This window comes from Mesorhizobium sp. A623 (assembly GCF_054489405.1).
Genome location: NZ_JBTMXB010000002.1, coordinates 279,336 through 295,763 on the forward strand (window position 1 = coordinate 279,336; position 16,428 = coordinate 295,763).

16 protein-coding genes are annotated in these 16,428 nt (G+C 61.6%); 8 read left to right on the forward strand and 8 right to left on the reverse strand.

Features of this window, described 5'->3' with window-relative positions:
- The first annotated feature begins 18 nt into the window (after nt 1-18).
- Nucleotides 19-888, forward strand: a complete 870-nt coding sequence (locus ACX3P1_RS03610; RefSeq protein WP_459078169.1) for a dienelactone hydrolase family protein — start codon at nt 19-21, stop codon at nt 886-888.
- A gap of 100 nt (nt 889-988) precedes the next feature.
- Here ACX3P1_RS03610 and ACX3P1_RS03615 read toward each other — a convergent pair whose 3' ends face one another.
- Nucleotides 989-2,191 (reverse strand): pyridoxal phosphate-dependent aminotransferase, encoded by a 1,203-nt coding sequence (locus ACX3P1_RS03615; RefSeq protein ID WP_459078170.1) that lies wholly within the window; start codon nt 2,189-2,191, stop codon nt 989-991.
- Nucleotides 2,192-2,391: 200 nt separating this feature from the next.
- Here ACX3P1_RS03615 and ACX3P1_RS03620 point away from each other — a divergent pair, with 200 nt between their 5' ends.
- The 3 genes from ACX3P1_RS03620 to ACX3P1_RS03630 all read left to right on the forward strand — a co-directional run bounded on the left by ACX3P1_RS03620 (nt 2,392) and on the right by ACX3P1_RS03630 (nt 4,849).
- Nucleotides 2,392-3,291 carry an EAL domain-containing protein gene (locus ACX3P1_RS03620; RefSeq protein WP_459078171.1) on the forward strand — a complete coding sequence of 300 codons (900 nt, stop codon included), beginning with the start codon at nt 2,392-2,394 and terminating at the stop codon, nt 3,289-3,291.
- Nucleotides 3,288-4,160: an EAL domain-containing protein gene (locus ACX3P1_RS03625; RefSeq protein ID WP_459078172.1), complete on the forward strand. Its 873-nt coding sequence runs from the start codon at nt 3,288-3,290 to the stop codon at nt 4,158-4,160. Before ACX3P1_RS03620 ends, ACX3P1_RS03625 begins: the two co-directional genes overlap by 4 nt.
- 74 nt (nt 4,161-4,234) lie before the next feature.
- Nucleotides 4,235-4,849, forward strand: coding sequence for a glutathione S-transferase family protein (locus tag ACX3P1_RS03630; RefSeq protein WP_459078173.1), 615 nt, complete (start codon nt 4,235-4,237; stop codon nt 4,847-4,849).
- A gap of 246 nt (nt 4,850-5,095) precedes the next feature.
- Here the strand turns inward: ACX3P1_RS03630 and ACX3P1_RS03635 are convergent, their stop codons facing one another.
- Nucleotides 5,096-5,308, reverse strand: a complete 213-nt coding sequence (locus tag ACX3P1_RS03635; protein WP_112396569.1) for a cold-shock protein — start codon at nt 5,306-5,308, stop codon at nt 5,096-5,098.
- 286 nt (nt 5,309-5,594) lie between these two features.
- Between ACX3P1_RS03635 and ACX3P1_RS03640 the strand changes: the two genes are divergently transcribed.
- Nucleotides 5,595-5,918, forward strand: coding sequence for a hypothetical protein (locus tag ACX3P1_RS03640; RefSeq protein WP_459078174.1), 324 nt, complete (start codon nt 5,595-5,597; stop codon nt 5,916-5,918).
- A gap of 39 nt (nt 5,919-5,957) precedes the next feature.
- Here ACX3P1_RS03640 and ACX3P1_RS03645 read toward each other — a convergent pair whose 3' ends face one another.
- The gene (locus tag ACX3P1_RS03645; protein WP_459078175.1) at nt 5,958-6,533 is read right to left on the reverse strand and encodes a methylated-DNA--[protein]-cysteine S-methyltransferase; all 576 of its coding nucleotides are present in this window, start codon (nt 6,531-6,533) and stop codon (nt 5,958-5,960) included.
- 170 nt (nt 6,534-6,703) lie between these two features.
- Here ACX3P1_RS03645 and ACX3P1_RS03650 point away from each other — a divergent pair, with 170 nt between their 5' ends.
- Entirely contained in the window at nt 6,704-7,426 is a 723-nt protein-coding gene (locus ACX3P1_RS03650) for a transglycosylase SLT domain-containing protein (protein ID WP_459078176.1), read from the forward strand.
- Nucleotides 7,427-7,988: 562 nt separating this feature from the next.
- Here ACX3P1_RS03650 and ACX3P1_RS03655 read toward each other — a convergent pair.
- The 4 genes from ACX3P1_RS03655 to ACX3P1_RS03670 all read right to left on the reverse strand — a co-directional run bounded on the left by ACX3P1_RS03655 (nt 7,989) and on the right by ACX3P1_RS03670 (nt 13,784).
- Nucleotides 7,989-8,444: a TIGR02391 family protein gene (locus ACX3P1_RS03655; protein WP_459078177.1), complete on the reverse strand. Its 456-nt coding sequence runs from the start codon at nt 8,442-8,444 to the stop codon at nt 7,989-7,991.
- A gap of 76 nt (nt 8,445-8,520) precedes the next feature.
- Nucleotides 8,521-9,210 (reverse strand): hypothetical protein, encoded by a 690-nt coding sequence (locus ACX3P1_RS03660; protein ID WP_459078178.1) that lies wholly within the window; start codon nt 9,208-9,210, stop codon nt 8,521-8,523.
- A 515-nt stretch (nt 9,211-9,725) separates the two neighbouring features.
- Nucleotides 9,726-13,223, reverse strand: coding sequence for a carbamoyl-phosphate synthase large subunit (gene carB / locus ACX3P1_RS03665; protein WP_459078179.1), 3,498 nt, complete (start codon nt 13,221-13,223; stop codon nt 9,726-9,728).
- Nucleotides 13,224-13,436: 213 nt separating this feature from the next.
- Nucleotides 13,437-13,784, reverse strand: a complete 348-nt coding sequence (locus tag ACX3P1_RS03670) for an ArsR/SmtB family transcription factor (protein ID WP_459078180.1) — start codon at nt 13,782-13,784, stop codon at nt 13,437-13,439.
- 142 nt (nt 13,785-13,926) lie between these two features.
- Here ACX3P1_RS03670 and ACX3P1_RS03675 point away from each other — a divergent pair, with 142 nt between their 5' ends.
- Both ACX3P1_RS03675 and ACX3P1_RS03680 read left to right on the forward strand, forming a co-directional pair.
- Complete coding sequence (locus ACX3P1_RS03675) at nt 13,927-14,163, forward strand: hypothetical protein (protein ID WP_459078181.1); 237 nt, start codon at nt 13,927-13,929, stop codon at nt 14,161-14,163.
- A 405-nt stretch (nt 14,164-14,568) separates the two neighbouring features.
- Nucleotides 14,569-15,747 carry an MFS transporter gene (locus ACX3P1_RS03680; RefSeq protein ID WP_459078182.1) on the forward strand — a complete coding sequence of 393 codons (1,179 nt, stop codon included), beginning with the start codon at nt 14,569-14,571 and terminating at the stop codon, nt 15,745-15,747.
- 80 nt (nt 15,748-15,827) lie between these two features.
- On the opposite strand, the gene ACX3P1_RS03685 is transcribed toward ACX3P1_RS03680, so the two are convergent.
- A complete protein-coding gene (locus tag ACX3P1_RS03685; protein ID WP_459078183.1) occupies nt 15,828-16,427 on the reverse strand; it encodes a TetR/AcrR family transcriptional regulator in 600 nt (199 codons plus the stop codon).
- Between the last annotated feature and the right edge of the window lies 1 nt (nt 16,428).

The window sequence follows — 16,428 nt, forward strand, 5'->3', positions numbered from 1 at the left end:
GGAAGGAGTGACAAGCAAATGGCACATGCCAAGCCATTATTGCGCCTGCTCAAGAAAATCGCTTGCCTAGCCTGCCTTGGTCTCGCAAGCCAACTCTGCATCGCGCATGCAAGCGCCGACCAACAAGTGCAATTCGAAAGCGAGGCTGCGAAACCGACTCCGTTTCAGCAGCGCATTGCACAACAAAACGGCGAGGTACTGAAGACGGTTCCCGGTACATCGTTGCAGGGATATCTGACGCGACCTCAAGGTAACGGGCCGTTTGCCGCGATCGTACTTCTCCACGGGTGTGCGGGTATCCTCTCGGATGACAAGCAAACCTGGCCCGAGCGACTGTCCTCCTGGGGCTACGTCGTGCTCGTTGTCGACAGTTTCAGCACGCGCGGCATTCACGATACCTGCCATGGCCTGCTTGTTGACCGCGTATACGATGCCTACGGCGCTCTGGATTTCCTGTCAAAATACGGCTTTGTCGACCCTTCGCGTGTCGCGGTTTTGGGGTTCTCGGCTGGCGGGTTTGCAACGCTCGAGGCCGTGCAATTTGGTGGCGCCGAGCGGCTGATGGGGCATAAATTCAAGGCAGCGATTGCCTATTATCCGAATTGTTCGGTAGCGAGTGGCGACATGTCAGTCCCGACCTTGATCCTTGTCGGTGAACTTGACGACTGGAGTACGGTCAAGAAATGCCAGGGGATGATGGCCCAGCGCAGTGGCAAGGGAAGCTCCGTGCAGCTTAACGTCTACAAGGGTGCACGTCACGCATTTGATGCCCCGGAATTCAAGACTGGCATCGAGGCTTACGGGCACCGGGTGGAGTACAATGCCGCTGCCGCCGAGCAGTCCATAAGCGACGTACGTGCCTTTTTACACGAGGCGCTCGGCGACTAAGTCATCCCTTCCGTCGAAGGCGCTCCGGCGCCGCTTCATCTGGCAGAAAAAACCCGGCGCGAAGCCGGGCTTTTCGAATCTTTTCTTTGCGTTGCCGGCGTTACTTCAGGCTTGCCGTGAAACGCTGGATGCGGGTGCAGGCTTCTTCCAGCAGCGCCTCCGATGTGGCGTAGGAGATGCGGAAGTTGGGGCCGAGGCCGAACGCCCCGCCGAACACCACTGCCACGCCTTCGGCTTCCAGCAGTTCGGAGGCGAACGCCTCGTCCGTGTCGATGACCTTGCCGGCTTGCGTCTTCTTGCCGATCAGTTCGGCGCAGGACGGGTAAACATAGAACGCGCCTTCTGGCGAAGGGCAGGAAATGCCGCGCGCCTGGTTCAGCATCGACACGACGAGATCGCGGCGCGCCTGGAAGATCGCCTTGTTCTTGTGCACGAAATCCTGCGGCCCGTTTAGCGCTTCAACGGAAGCCCATTGCGCGATGGTGCAGGCGCCCGATGTCTGCTGGCCCTGGATCATGTCCATCGCCTTGATGAGCTGGACCGGCCCGGCGGCATAGCCGATGCGCCAGCCGGTCATGGCATAGGCTTTCGACACGCCGTTCATGGTCAGGGTGCGCTCGTAGAGTTTCGGCTCGACCTCGGCGATGGTCTTGAAGACGAAATCGCCATAGGTCAGGTGCTCATACATGTCGTCGGTCAGCGTCCAGACATGCGGATGCTTGAGCAGAACGTCGGCCAGCGCGCGCAACTCGGCCTCGGTATAGGCCGCGCCCGAAGGGTTGGACGGCGAGTTCATCAACAGCCACTTGGTTTTTGGCGTGATCGCCTTTTCCAGCGCCTCGGCCGTCAGCTTGAAGCCGTTGTCGATGGAGGTCTCGGCGAACACCGACGTGCCGCCGCAGATCGCCACCATTTCCGGGTAGCTGACCCAGTAGGGGCGGGGGATGATGACCTCGTCGCCGGGGTTCAGCGTCGCCATGAAGGCGTTGAATAGGATCTGCTTGCCGCCGGTGCCGACGATAGTCTGCTCGGGCTTGTAGTCGAGATTGTTCTCGCGCTTGAATTTCTTGGCGATCGCTTCGCGCAGCGGCGCGATGCCGGAGACCGGCGGGTATTTGGTCTCGCCGCGGCGGATCGCTTCGATGGCCGCGTTCTTGATGTTGTCGGGCGTATCGAAATCGGGCTCGCCGGCACCCAGGCCGATCACGTCGCGGCCCGCGTTTTTCAGCTCGCGCGCCTTTTGCGTGACCGCGATGGTCGCGGAAGGCTTTACGCGGGAAAGGGCGTCGGCGAGAAAGGCCATGGCTGATGTCTCCGATGGTGAACTTCGCAGCTTCCATGCTGCGGCGCATCTATTGTCGCATGATGCGGGCGAGTGCAAGCATTGTCCGCTAGCAAGGGGGCCAATCGCGCCGGAAAATGCCCGGTTTCGCGTTAACATACGCTAAAATATTGCGGGTTAGAGTTGAGGCAGCATTCCGTCAGTTCATGGAGCGGATATTCTTGCCGCGCAGCATCGGGCTTGCCCACATCATTCGGCAGGACGACGGCACATCCACCGGTGTCTGGGGCATCTATACGCTGAAAAGCGCGTTCCAGCCGATCTTCGCCTTCAAGGACGGCAAGCTGCCGCTCGCCGGCTTCGAGGGCTTGATACGGCCGTTCCGCGACGGGCAGATGCAGTCGCCGGCCGCATTCTTCAGCACCTGCCCGGCTGCCGACCGGCTGCATATCGAGGCGTTGACGCGCACGCTGCACCTGCTGAACGCCGCCGCCTGCCTGCCGGAGGAAGCGTCGGTCTTCATCAATTTCGATCCGTCCGTTTTCACCGATCGCACGATAGCCGACAACGCGTTGCGCGAGATGCGGCTGGTTCTGCATGAGGCCAGCATCGATCCGCGCCGCATCGTCTGCGAAGTCACCGAGCAGCGGTCGGCCTCGCAGGAAACGCTGTTCGATTTCGTCGCAGCGCTGAAGGCCAACGGCTTTCGCATTGCCGTCGACGATTACGGGGCCGACGATTCCGACATCAACCGGATACGGCAGCTCAAGCCCGATATCGTCAAGTTCGATGCACATTGGATAACCCAGCTCATGGAGTCGGGAGCCGGCTTCGCCCTTCTGGCCACGATGGTCTCGGAGTTCGAGGAGCAGGGCATCGAGACCCTTTTCGAAGGTATCGAGGAGGGATGGCAGCTCGAACTGGCCGAGAAATCCGGTGCATCCATGGTGCAGGGTTTTGTTCTGGCGCGGCCGCAGATCGTACCCAGCAACTTCCATATATTCAGCCAGGAGAAGCCGGCGGAAAGCCCGGCCACGCTGGACCAGGGACAGCCCCCCATTGCGCCGCGCCCCCGACTGGCAGGGCAGGCCAGAGCCTTCGGCCGGAGAACGCCATCATGACGAGCGGTCGCGAGCGGCGCAGAAATGTCGGCGATGCGATTTTTGCCGACGAGATCGGCATCGAATACGGCGTGCTTGGCAAATACCGGCTGCGCAGCGCTTATCAGCCGATTTTCGCGCCGCGAGCCGACCTTCTTGTTCCGGTGGCGGTCGAGGCTCTGGTCGAGCCTCATCTGGCCGGCAAGGTCGTCCCGCCGACCACCTTCTTCGGCGAACTGGCCCCGCCTGATCGTCTCTACGCGGAAACCATGTGCCGGGCGCTGCACCTGCGCAACTACCACAATATCGACGCCGTCGGGCTGGACCTGTTTTTCAACTACAACCCGCAGATCAACGACCATGCGGGCAGGGCGCTTGCCGAAATTCGCCTGATGGCCATGCATCTCGACGATCTGGGGATCGAACCGGGCATGCTTGTCTGCGAGATCACCGAACAGGCCGCGCCCGACGACAGGCTGCTTGGTAAGCTCGTTCACGAGATGCGGCGAAACGGCATGCGCGTCGCCGTCGACGATTTCGGCGCCGGGCACTCGACCATGGCGCGAATGAGCGTCGTCGAGCCGGATATCGTCAAGCTCGATGGCGCGTGGTTTGGCCAACTGTGCCTTAGCGAGGCGTCCGAGCGGCTTTTACGGCCGCTGGTGGCCGGTCTTCACGATCGCGGGATCAAGGTTCTGGTCGAAGGTATCGAAAACGCCCACCATCTGCGCACGGCTCTGGCAGGCGGCGTCGACATGCTGCAGGGCTTCTATCTGGGCCGGCCAGCACTGGCCGGCGCCATATTCGACGAAAAGCCGGTTGCCATCGAATCCCTGCTGGGCCTGGATGCCAAGATCCTGCCGTTCCAGCCGATCCATCAGCGGCGATGATGGTCGCACCAAGAAAAGTCACTGGATCAGGGTGCTTTTGAAGCGCAGTACATACCCTTCTCGAGGTGACGCCAATGACCGTGCTTTATGGAATGATCGACAGCGGCAATTGCTACAAGCCGCGGCTTTTGATGGCGAAACTCGGCGTTCCGTTCACTAATATCGAAGTGAGTTCCCACACCGGCGACACTCGCAAGCCCGATTACATCGCCAAGAACCCCAACGCCATGGTGCCGCTGCTGGAGTTGGACGACGGCCGGCGGATCGCCGAATCCAACGCGATCCTGCTCTATCTCGCCGAGGGTACCCGTTTTCTGCCCGCTGACCGATACCAGCGCGCCATGGCCTATCAGTGGCTATTTTTCGAGCAGTACAGCCATGAGCCCTATATCGCGGTGCGTAAAGCGCTGCTTACCTTTCCCGAAAGGGCCAGGGACGCGACGCCGGAACGGCTGGCGCTGACGCTGGACCGCGGCAACAAGGCGCTTGGCGTTATGGACCGGCATCTGGCCGGCAGCCGGTTTTTTGCAGGTGACGCGCTCAGCGTCGCCGACATCGCGCTCTACGCCTACACACATAGCGCGGCAGAGGGCGGCTTCCAGATCGACGCCTATCCGGCGGTCGCATCCTGGCTGAAGCGGGTCGAGGCCGATCCGGGCCATGTCCCGATCGACTGGCTGCCCAATTAACAGCACCTGAATCGCACAGCCGGGCCGGCATGATCGGGTCGGAAAAAAAGCAAATAAAAAGGCGGGATAAATCCCGCCTTCCCATTTCGGTAGCCTGACCGGGAGCTTTTTGACCGGGCCGGCAGCAATCTGCTGCGTCGGCTTGTCGGGTTCTTCATGCTCCGGCGCGCTTATCGCGCGACCGCCAGTACATCCGTGACTTGCCGCGCGCTTCGAGCTATCGCCCGGCGCGCGCCGTTTTCAAAATCAGGCTGCCTTGCTCAGAGATCCAGCGGACGACTTGCCAGTGCGGCGGTCCTGCTCGATCTCGAAGTTGATTTTCTGGCCTTCGACCAGGGTGGAGAGGCCAGCGCGCTCGACAGCGGAGATGTGGACGAAAACGTCCGCGCCGCCATTGTCAGGCTGGATGAAGCCGAAACCCTTGGTGGAATTAAACCACTTTACCGTTCCAGTTGCCATTATCGGTAGTCCTTCGTATTTGCTATGGTGTTGACGGGGCCTCGGCCCAGCCGGTTTCGTATCGAGATTTTGGAGATAGACGTCAGCAAACGCGAAGATCGCGAGGCCCGGATCGATCGGCCGAAATATCAATAGGTCCCATATAAAGGCCATGGATGTCAAATGCAAGAGCCTGAAGAAGTCGGCGCGTAATTCTCCTTGCGCCGAAACCGTTTGGCGTTCCATGCGTTTCCACATTCGGGATGCCTTGCGAGCAATTGGAGGAGGCCATGTTGTGGAGACAACCGTGAAGACCGTTTTGCTTGCCGTTGCGCTTTGTCTGGTTGCCGCCGACGCGCAGGCGATCTCGCGCCATGATCCGACCCGCATGAGTTGCGCCCAGGTGCAGGCGACAATCGCCAATGCGGGCGCGGTCATCCTGCGCTATCAGTCGCCCCACACGCCGGGCCTGCCGCTGTACGACCGCTATGTCAGCACCGACCGTTTCTGCGAACAGGGCGAGGTGCGCAGCCGCGCCTATGTGCCGAGCGCGGACCGGCAATCCTGTCAGGTCTTCAAATGCAAGCGGCCGGAATTCGAGCGCCGCCGGCGTCTGTGGATGGACGATTGACGTTCGGTTCGGCAACATTGCTTCGAAAGCGGCTGGGCTTCAAAACGCAAAAGCGGTTTGGGTTGCCGGTGGCGGGCCGACATGCACGCCTTCCAGTGTCAGCATCCTTTCCTTCGCGACCGAGCCGCCCGGCGCCGAAAAGCCGCCGATCTTGCCGCCGGCGGCGAGAATGCGGTGGCACGGGATGATCAGCGGCACCGGGTTCGAGCCAAGGGCCGCGCCCGTTTCGCGCGGCAGGCCGCCATGGCCGGCGCGCTTGGCCAATTCGCCGTAGGTGGTCGTCTCGCCAAAGCCAAGTTTTCGCGCCGCGTCGTAAATTGCCAGTCGGAAATCGTCGACGCCGGCAAGATCGACCGGTATTTTCGTAAAATCCACTTCCGCGCCGGAGGCATAGGCCTCGATCGCGGCGATCAGTTCGACAATCCATTGCGGCCGGTTCCGATCCGGGGTTGGAGCCACGCCGGCATGGCGAAGCACGCGCCGTTCGACCGCCTCGCGGCTTTTATCGGCGAGGAACAGCCGGTTGACGCCGCGCCCGCTCCACGCCAGCCCGATGAAGCCAAGCGCTGTTTCGAAAACGGCGTTGCCGGCGCCGGCAGGGGATTCGGTTTCCATGGCATGCTCCTTTTGCACGGGCGAATGGACCATAACGGGAACAATATCGCATCGGCCGGCCCGTTTATCCACCCGAAAACCGATGGAAGCGCCAAAGATTGCCGATCGAGGGGGGCTGGTGTAAGGAATTGGCGAAACGACATCCCGAAACAAACCGCCAAGGCGTCGCATTGCCTGCATCGAAAACCCTTTCCTGTATCGGCCTGATCGTGGCCGCAGCCGGCCTTGGCGGCTGCACCACGACCGCGACCAAGGCGAGTTTCACGCAAACAGCCAGCCTGGCGGGCGACGATGCCGGCTATCCGGCGCTGCCGGAAACCGTTGCCGTGCTGCCCGAAAGCGCCTTCGCCAATGCCGCGAGCAATGCCGACCTCGCCGCCCTTCCACCGCCGCTGCAGCCCGGCGAGCCGGTCGCTGCCGCGTCCGTGGCCATGGCATCCGCCGCGCCTGCTTTTGAGGCGGTCGGCTATGCCGCGCCTTCCAGCCCTGCGGAAGCGGGCGCGGGTTCGATCGACCGGCTGATTTCGAAATACGCCGCCATCTATGAAGTGCCGGAGGCGCTGGTGCGCCGCGTCGTCAAGCGCGAGAGCACGTTCAACCCGCGCGCCTATAATCGCGGCCATTGGGGGCTGATGCAGATCAAGCATGCCACCGCCAAGGGCATGGGCTATCTGGGGCCGGCAACGGGGCTGTTCGACGCCGAGACCAATTTGAAATACGCCGTGAAATATCTGCGCGGCGCGTGGCTGGTGGCCGACGGCGACGAGAACCGCGCCGACCGGCTCTACCAGCGCGGCTATTATTACGACGCCAAGCGCAAGGGCCTGCTGGAGGAAACCGGGCTGGGCGTCGACCGCAAGCGCCATCGCGCCAAGGTCGAGCCGCAAGCCTGACGTCGCCAGAAGGCGATTATCGCGCCGCGCCGCATTGCCTGGGGCCATCGTCAACCTCCCCGCATGGGTTTGCCTCCCGACCTGGCTTTGCCGGTCGAGGTCTTCAAGAAGTCCGGGAAGACGGGCGGTCGCGGGATCGCTCAGTCTAAAATTTTAATGCGATCTCGCGACCGCCCGTCCGGCTTTTTCTGTCTGCGTCCGGTCCGCTACGCTTTTTTGGGCATTGGCGCCCGAAAAGCTTGTGTGCTCGCTCCAGCACGCATGGGCCGTATTACCCACGGGTGACCCTCTGGCCGCAGCCTCCCCGGGCAATGGGCTTCGTGGACCCATAACCGGAGGCGCCGATCTCTCCCCGCTTCGAACGACTCCGGAGCGTTCCCGGCAGGAGAAACTGCGCGGGATTATGCGGGAGGGTGGAGAGGGTGTGGATAGAATTATTTTGCGGCGTAGTCGCTGCCCTACGATCGCAATCTCCGTGGTGTTATCCGGAATCTGCAACTGAAGCGAAGCGAAGATGCAATTGAAATAAATCGGCGTTCGTTGATTGCGAATTTTGAAGCCTTCATTTGGCTTTGCCAGCCACAAGTTCAGCCAACTTCACCTTGCGCAGTAGATGCTGAGCGAACACGATAAGCTCCAGCGCTAGCTCCGGCTCGTCGACCCAGCCGAATTCATGGGTAGTCGGGTTGCGAATTCCCAGCATCGCGCCAGAGTATAGGCGATGATAGCCTTTCTGCTCGTCTATTTCCGAGCTTGTTTCCATCTTTGACCATCGAAGGTGGGGAGAACCCGGCGCGAAAACCTGATCCATTAGCGTTGTGCCGTTTTGTGTGAGATGTGGCACTCGTTCGGAGATAAACTTATCCACTGCTTTGAATGCTTCAGCTACCGATAGATTGTAGTGCCCTGATACGAAAAGATCTGAAGATACACCCTGAATTTCCGGTTCCGTCACCAGCCGAGTGAACACGCTTGCCGGTTCAGACGCCTCTGCCGTTGGTGACGACAGCGCCAGCATTCGAGGTGCCGGAAGAGCAAGGATAGAGCGAGCCAAGCCTGTTTCGAGCAAATGTTCCTGAAGTCGTCGAACGCCATCAAGTATTCGGATTGTCATAGAGGTAACGTTTCATTGCCTTGAAAATTGACTCAATCTGCTCCGTGCCTGCGTCGGCACTAATATGGATCTGTACATTGAGGTTCAACGGGAACGCCTCAACGCCATCACGTCTATGAGAATTGTTTCCCCTATCTCCGCTGCGATCTAACGGCTTGGCATTAGAGGTCTTTCCAGGTTTTGTAGCGTCAGCCTGCTTGCGGGATCGGGGCGTGCCATCGTTCTGTGCTACCTTTGTTGAAACACGAGGGGGCTCATTTGGAGTGGGGCTGGATAGTAGAAGATAGGTGGCTGCTTTATTCCCAGCAGCTCCTTGGCCAAACCCCTCTCGCAGAAACCAAGATACCACTTTCTGCCGCTCAGCTTCGCCAGGCGGCGCAACTTGGATTAGGCCTTCCGGGTAGGTCGATTGAATGATTTGGCCCACTGCGTCGGTGTAGCTTTCATCGAGGCGCCATTTTTGGGCTAAGGGAGTGGCCTTGCCTTCTTCGGTGAGTAAGCCAACGTTTCGAAGCTCAAAAATATATGCACGTGCCGCAACTTCTTGGACATTAAGCTGAACGCCAAGCAAACGCTCATCTATAGTTGCATTCGGCGTTCGTTGGATAATGGATCTGACACCCCACCATACCGTGCTAGGGATTTGAGGGTATCGATTTTTTTCGGCCATGATTATCTCCTTCTCGTGAAGGGTGTCACATTTCTCCTAGCCTTAAAAGTAAATTAAAATGCAATTTAATTAACCTGTTACCTCAATCCTCATCGTTACTTTTTATCGTTAGTGAGATTTCCAATTGGTATTACTGATAGATGCCGACGACCGATTCGGTTGAAGCGCAATGGATTTGATTAAGCCTCAAAACGTATTTAGGGCGTAGGATGATATGCGATTCCGAAGATAGATGTGTGTTGCTTCCTAGTGCTAGGCAATTTATCGCCGCTAGGCCAAGAGCTTCCATCTTTTGCGGCAGTTCACAGGGCTGTGCAGGGTATCTTTACGCTGACCTTGCCTTCTCCCCTTGTGGGAGAAGGTGGATCGGCGCGCAGCGCTGAGACGGATGAGGGGTGTTGGAAGGAATGAGAGGTTGGCGCTCTGGCCGGCACCCCTCATCCGACCTCGCCTGCGCTGCGCTTGGCGCGACCACCTTCTCCCACAAGGGGAGAAGGAAGGGGCGGCGCTAGCCTTTACGCGAAATACTCTTGCAACGGCCGCACTTCCAGGTTTCCCGCCCGTAGCGCTGCAATCGCTTCCGCCACGGCGGCCGCACCCGACAGCGTGGTGTAATACGGCACCCTTTGCATCAGCGTTGCGCGGCGCAGCGATTTGGAGTCCGATACCGCGCCCTGGCCGTCCGTGGTGTTGAACACGATCTGCACCTGACGGTTGCGGATGGCGTCTTCGATGTGGGGGCGGCCTTCCAGCACCTTGTTGATCTTTTCGGCCTCGACGCCGTTTTCCTTGAGGAAGCGGGCGGTGCCCGAGGTGGCCAGCACCCGAAAACCCTGATCGGCGAGGCGTTTTACCGCCGGCAATATGCCTGCCTTGTCTTCGTCGCGCACCGATACGAACAGCGTGCCCGAGCGCGGCAGGTCGATGTTGGCGCCGAGCTGGCTCTTGGCGAAGGCCATGGCGAAATCGCGGTCCAGGCCCATCACCTCGCCGGTCGATTTCATCTCCGGCCCGAGCAGGATGTCGACGCCGGGGAAGCGGGCGAAGGGGAACACCGCTTCCTTGACCGCGATGTGGCCGGGATTGCGGGCGTCGGGCTTTGGGCCGTAATGGGCGAAGGCCTCGTCCAGGCTCTCGCCGGCCATGATGCGCGCCGCGATCTTCGCAATGGGACGGCCTATGGTCTTGGCCACGAACGGCACGGTGCGCGAGGCGCGCGGGTTCACCTCCAGCACGTAGACGACGCCATCCTTGATGGCGAACTGCACGTTCATCAGCCCGCCGACATTGAGCGCGCGGGCCATAGCGGCCGTTTGGCGTTCCAGTTCATCGACCAGATCGGACGGCAGCGAATGCACCGGCAGCGAGCAGGCGCTGTCGCCCGAATGGATTCCGGCTTCCTCGATATGCTCCAATATGCCGGAGATGTAGGTGTGCTTGCCATCGCACAGGCAGTCGACATCGACCTCGATCGCGCCCGACAGGTAAGTGTCGAACAGAAGCGGGTTCTTGCCCAGCAGCGTGTTGATCTGGCCGGTCTTGTCGTTGGGGTATTTCTGCTTGATGTCCTCGGGCACAAGGCCCGGCACGGTGTCGAGCAGGTAGGTCTGCAGCATCGCCTCGTGGTGGATGATCTGCATGGCGCGGCCGCCCAGAACGTAGGATGGGCGCACGACCAGCGGGAAGCCGAGTTCGCCGGCAACGGTGCGGGCCTGCTCGACCGACCAGGCGATGCCGTTCTTGGGCTGGGTGAGGCCGAGCTTGTGCAGGAGTTTTTGGAAGCGGTCGCGGTCTTCGGCCAGGTCGATCATGTCGGGTGAGGTGCCGAGGATCGGGATGCCGGCGGCTTCGAGCGCTGCCGCAAGCTTCAACGGCGTCTGGCCGCCGAACTGCACGATGACGCCGACAAGTTCGCCGGCCATCTGCTCGACGCGCAGGATTTCCAGCACGTCCTCGTCCGTCAGAGACTCGAAATAGAGCCGATCGGAGGTGTCGTAGTCGGTCGAGACCGTCTCCGGGTTGCAGTTGATCATGATCGATTCATAGCCGGCCTCGCGCAGCGCGAAGGAGGCGTGGCAGCAGCAATAGTCGAACTCGATACCCTGGCCGATGCGGTTGGGGCCGCCGCCGAGGATGACGACCTTTTTCCGCGACGAGACTTGCGCCTCGTCGGCCAGCGCGCCGGCAAACGGGGTTTCGTAGGTGGAATACATATAGGCGGTGGGCGAGGCGAACTCGGCGGCGCAGGTGTCGATGCGCTTGTAGACCGGATGCACGTCGAGCTTATTTCGCGCCTTTTGAATCGCTTGCGGCTCGCTCTTCGTCAAGGAGGCGAGGCGGGCGTCGGAAAAGCCCATGGCCTTGACCATGCGCAGATTGGCGGCGTCGGTGGGGATGCCGTGCTCGCGGATGCGCGCTTCCATGGCAAGGATGCCGTCGATCTGTTCGAGGAACCACGGATCGATCTTGCACATGGCATGCACGTCTTCCAGCGACGTGCCCATGCGGATCGCCTGCGCCACCATGCGCAGCCGGTCGGGCGTCGGCGTGCCAAGGGCGGCGCGGATGGCGTTGCGGTCGTCGGACTTGTCGCCGCCCTCGGGGCCGATGCCGGGGATCTCGATCTCGTCGAGGCCGTTGAGGCCAGTTTCCAGTCCGCGCAGCGCCTTTTGCAGGCTTTCCTGGAAGGTGCGGCCGATGGCCATGACCTCGCCGACCGACTTCATCGCGGTGGTCAGCGTGGTTCCCGCGCCGGGGAATTTCTCGAAGGCGAAGCGCGGGATTTTGGTCACGACATAGTCGATGGATGGTTCGAAGGAGGCCGGCGTGGCGCCGCCGGTGATGTCGTTTTCCAGCTCGTCCAGCGTGTAGCCGACGGCCAGCTTGGCGGCGATTTTCGCGATGGGGAAGCCGGTAGCTTTCGAGGCGAGCGCGGACGAGCGCGAGACGCGCGGGTTCATCTCGATGACGACGAGGCGGCCGTCTGCCGGGTTGACGGCGAACTGCACGTTGGAGCCTCCGGTCTCGACGCCGATCTCGCGCAGCACCTTGATCGAGGCGTTGCGCATCATCTGGTATTCCTTGTCGGTCAGCGTCAACGCCGGCGCGACGGTGATCGAATCGCCCGTATGCACGCCCATCGGGTCGATGTTTTCGATGGAGCAGACGATGATGCAGTTGTCTGCCTTGTCGCGCACGACCTCCATCTCGTACTCTTTCCAGCCGAGCACGCTCTCCTCGATGAGGACTTCGGTGGTCGGCGAGGCGTCGAGGCCGGACTGCACGATCTCGTAGAATTCGGCGCGGTTGTAGGCGATGCCGCCGCCGGTGCCGCCCATGGTGAAGGAGGGGCGGATGATGGCGGGCAGGCCGACCGCATCCAGCGCCTGGGCGGCAATGCCCATGGCGTGGCCGATATAGCGCTGCTTGCGGTCGCCCTCGCCGAGGTTCCAGCTTGTTTCCAGCGCGTCGAGGGCCGAATCCAGATCGGCGGGGTTTTTGGCCCTGAGCGCCTCGCGCTCGGCCTCATGCTTCTTGCGGTCGGCGTCCTTGACGGCGGAGGCGTTGGCCAGCATCGATTTCGGCGTTTCCAGGCCGATCTCGGCCATCGCCTCGCGAAACAGCGAGCGGTCCTCGGCCTTGTCGATGGCGTGCGCGTCCGCGCCGATCATCTCGACGCCGTAGCGTTCCAGCACGCCCATGCGGCGCAGCGACAAAGCAGTGTTGAGCGCGGTCTGGCCGCCCATGGTCGGCAGCAGCGCATCCGGGCGCTCGCGGGCGATGATCTTGGCCACGACTTCGGGCGTGATCGGCTCGATATAGGTGGCGTCGGCCAGTTCCGGGTCGGTCATGATGGTGGCCGGGTTGGAATTGACGAGGATGACGCGATAACCCTCTTCACGCAGCGCCTTGCAGGCCTGTGTGCCGGAATAGTCGAACTCGCAGGCCTGTCCAATGACGATGGGGCCGGCCCCGATGATCAGGATCGACTTGATGTCAGTGCGTTTTGGCATGGAATATCCGTTCGGCAGCGTTCGCGCAAAAACCCGGACGGGTATTTCTCCGTTTCGCGTGCTACGCGTCGCGGAGGCCGGCCGGCTTGCGCTCAACGATTGTGGTGTCAGGCTAAGTCCGCCTTATAGGGACACTCGCGCGGTTGTGTAACCCCCAAAAACGCCGAACGACACCTATTCAACGGGAACGCACAGCGTAAAGCCGGCGAACTGTCAAAGCTGGGGCGAACTGTCGTCTATCGAGGGCAGGGCCGCATCGTCGAAAGCGGCCGAAATCACGCTGTCGAGCAGGCCGGGAAAACGGCTTTCGAGGTCTTCGCGCCGCAAGGTGGTGAACTTGCTGGTGCCGACCGCCTTGGTCCTGGTGATGCCGGCCTCGCGCAGCTTGGCGAGGTGATAGCTGAGATTGGTCTTCGAGGTCAGGTCGAGGAACATCGAGCAGTTCATCGGCGTCTCGCGCCGCGCCAGTTCGCGCACTATCGCAAGCCGTGTCGGGTCGCCCAGGGCGACAAGCACGCTAGCAAGCGCGATCTGATCGGCAGGAGGGTGAGGCAGGTACATGCCTTCGAATTAAGCATAGTTGGAGCGTTTTTCAAACGAACGCTCTGTCCAGTCGTGTCTCAGTTTGAAATCTGAAACCGCGTCGCCGTTTGGCTAACCAGGTCCGGCTTCCTATATACTTAGTGTAAGCATAGGAGATTTCATGAGAGTAAAATACACAACCGTCGCAACTATGGCTCAAGATATTGGCGTCGCTCCACAGGCGTTCGGCGTTGCGTTGCGCAGCGCGAAATTTCCCCCGCGTAAAGTGAAGCAGGATTGGGAAGTGAAGATCGGCAGCGAAGAGCATTCGGCAATGCGGACTGTGCTCGTTTCGCTGCTGCGCCAGGGGCGCGGCTTATCCGACGAATCCAGGGGCCAGAATCGCGCCGCTGCGTGATCGGCAATCCGTCCGGATTATGCGGGAGGACGCCGTCGACGTGATTGTCGACGGCAAAGGCTCTGCCGCATAGGTGCTACAGCATGCCCCGAAACCGGGTCTCACTTTCGGGAGACATGCTCTAGCCGCTAGGCCAGCGATCTTGTGGCCGATGGACGGTCTTTGCGAGAAGATGGACGCCATTGCACCGAACCCCGGTCAGCGCGGATCTCACAACAAGTCCGCCACCGAAATTTCAAGCTGAGTCACACCCCGCTTTTTGTCACGTTTTGAACGCGCCCACCGCTGCCCGGCGGGTGCTGACACAGCGCTGTCAGCAGGTGTCTGTTATTTTCTCCTGGCCGCATTGAAACGGCGCCGGTTCATATCCAATTGTTCAAACATCTTTGAACTAAGGATACTCCCATGGACAAGCGACTTATCTGGCTGGCGGTCGGAGCGTTTACGATCTCGACCGAAGGTTTTGTCATTTCCAGCCTGCTTCCCGACATTGCCGCGGACGCCCATATCTCGGTTCCGCTGGCCGGTGTCCTCATCACCGCCTTCGCGCTCGCTTATGCGATCGGCGCGCCCATCCTCACCACCCTTACCGGCGACTGGGACCGGCGGCGCGTCATCCTGACGACGCTGGCGCTGTTCGTGCTCGGCAATATCGGGGCGGCGGTCAGTTCGTCGTTCGAACTGCTGCTTGCTTCGCGTATCGTCATGGCGCTGGCGGCCGGCCTGTTTGCGGCAACCGCGCAGGCAACGGCCGTGGCGCTGGTCGATCCGCACCATCGCGCAAGGGCGATTGCCGTCGTCGTCGGCGGCACGACGGTTGCGGTGGCGGTCGGCGCGCCGCTGGGAGCGCTGCTGGCGGCCTTCACCGGCTGGCGAGGCACGTTCTTTGCCATCGCCGGCACGAGCGCGCTGGTCTTCGCGATCCTGTGGTTCGGCCTGCCGCGCGGCATCTCCGGCACGCGCCTGCCGCTCAAGCGGCGGCTGGCGGCAGCGCTGGTTCCCGGCGTGCGGCCGATCCTTTTGACGACGCTGTTTGCGTTGACGGGCGCTTTCGCCGTTTTCTCCTACATTGCGCCGCTGGCTATCGAAGGGGCGGGGCTTGACCCGATCGCGCTACCCGGCATGCTGCTGGCGTTCGGCGTCGGCGCGATGATCGGCAATTTCGCCGGCGGGCAGGCGGCGGACCGATATGGTGCGACACGCACGGCGGCCTGGTCCCTGGGGCTCAGCGCCTTCTTCCTGGCCCTGACCTCGGCCATACCGGCGCTGCTGCCGCATGAAATGGCCGGTCCGGCGCTGATCGCCGTGATGGTGCCGTGGGGCATCGTCGGCTGGGCGTTTCCGCCTGCGCAGGCAAGCCGCATCGTCAAACTCGCGCCGGACTCCGCCCCGATCGTGCTGTCGTTGAACGGGTCGGCGCTCTATTTCGGCGTAGCCCTTGGCGCGGGCGTCGGCGGCCTCGTATTGCAGGTCGGAGCGCCGGTCGATCTTGGCGTGGCGGCGGCGCTGTTTCCGCTGGCGGGGCTGGGCGTCATGCTGGCTGAGGTGCGCGCCACCAGAGTTGCGACGGTGGCTGCGGAATAGAACGTGGGGGTGGCACAAAAGCCGCCCCCACCTCATCTTGTCCTGTCGGATACGAACGGTCTCTAAAGCGGATCGCGCCCTCAGGGCAGGGGCGCGGCGCATCCGTAGAGGATGGCTTCGCACATGCGGCGGTAGCGCTCCGGCAGCTTTTCGGGAGCAATCGGCGGCCGCGCCTGGTTGACCCCGCGTGCGCCGTCCGCCAGCGTTTGCGCCAGATCCTCGATCGTCGTCTGCTGCTTCAGCCGCAGCCGCAGCCGGCCGCTGGCCTGCAACTCGACCAGGATTTCGGCCAGTTGCCGCTGGAAGGCGGCGGCCCATTCCATCATGATATCGCCGCCGCGACGGAAGGCCTGTTCGTTGATCTCCAGCGCATGCGGGGAGGCGGCCAGCCTGCGGCGGGTGTCGCCATAGCGGGCGTCCATGATTACGCTTAGAACTTCGACGGCGCTGCCGCCGCGCTCCAGCACGATGCGCCCGGCGGCCATGCCCTTGCCGATCGCGCGCTCGTTGCCGACGCGAAGCGTGTGGCGGAAGGCTTCCTCCTTGTTGGAAAAATGGTGATAGAGCGCGCGCCGGGTGAAGCCGCAAGCGCGCGCAAGGCCGCTCATCGTTGCCTGCTCGTAGCCGACATCGAGAAATGCCTGGATTATCCGTTCGGCGAGGTCGTCGTTTGGCGCCATG

Coding starts and splice junctions, on each gene's coding strand:
- ACX3P1_RS03610 (WP_459078169.1), top strand. CDS start 19: ATGGCACATGCCAAGCCATTATTGCGCCTGCTCAAGAAAATCGCTTGC.
- ACX3P1_RS03615 (WP_459078170.1), bottom strand. CDS start 2,191: ATGGCCTTTCTCGCCGACGCCCTTTCCCGCGTAAAGCCTTCCGCGACC.
- ACX3P1_RS03625 (WP_459078172.1), top strand. CDS start 3,288: ATGACGAGCGGTCGCGAGCGGCGCAGAAATGTCGGCGATGCGATTTTT.
- ACX3P1_RS03630 (WP_459078173.1), top strand. CDS start 4,235: ATGACCGTGCTTTATGGAATGATCGACAGCGGCAATTGCTACAAGCCG.
- ACX3P1_RS03635 (WP_112396569.1), bottom strand. CDS start 5,308: ATGGCAACTGGAACGGTAAAGTGGTTTAATTCCACCAAGGGTTTCGGC.
- ACX3P1_RS03645 (WP_459078175.1), bottom strand. CDS start 6,533: ATGGAAACCGAATCCCCTGCCGGCGCCGGCAACGCCGTTTTCGAAACA.
- ACX3P1_RS03655 (WP_459078177.1), bottom strand. CDS start 8,444: ATGCTGGCGCTGTCGTCACCAACGGCAGAGGCGTCTGAACCGGCAAGC.
- ACX3P1_RS03660 (WP_459078178.1), bottom strand. CDS start 9,210: ATGGCCGAAAAAAATCGATACCCTCAAATCCCTAGCACGGTATGGTGG.
- carB (WP_459078179.1), bottom strand. CDS start 13,223: ATGCCAAAACGCACTGACATCAAGTCGATCCTGATCATCGGGGCCGGC.
- ACX3P1_RS03670 (WP_459078180.1), bottom strand. CDS start 13,784: ATGTACCTGCCTCACCCTCCTGCCGATCAGATCGCGCTTGCTAGCGTG.
- ACX3P1_RS03675 (WP_459078181.1), top strand. CDS start 13,927: ATGAGAGTAAAATACACAACCGTCGCAACTATGGCTCAAGATATTGGC.
- ACX3P1_RS03680 (WP_459078182.1), top strand. CDS start 14,569: ATGGACAAGCGACTTATCTGGCTGGCGGTCGGAGCGTTTACGATCTCG.
- ACX3P1_RS03685 (WP_459078183.1), bottom strand. CDS start 16,427: ATGGCGCCAAACGACGACCTCGCCGAACGGATAATCCAGGCATTTCTC.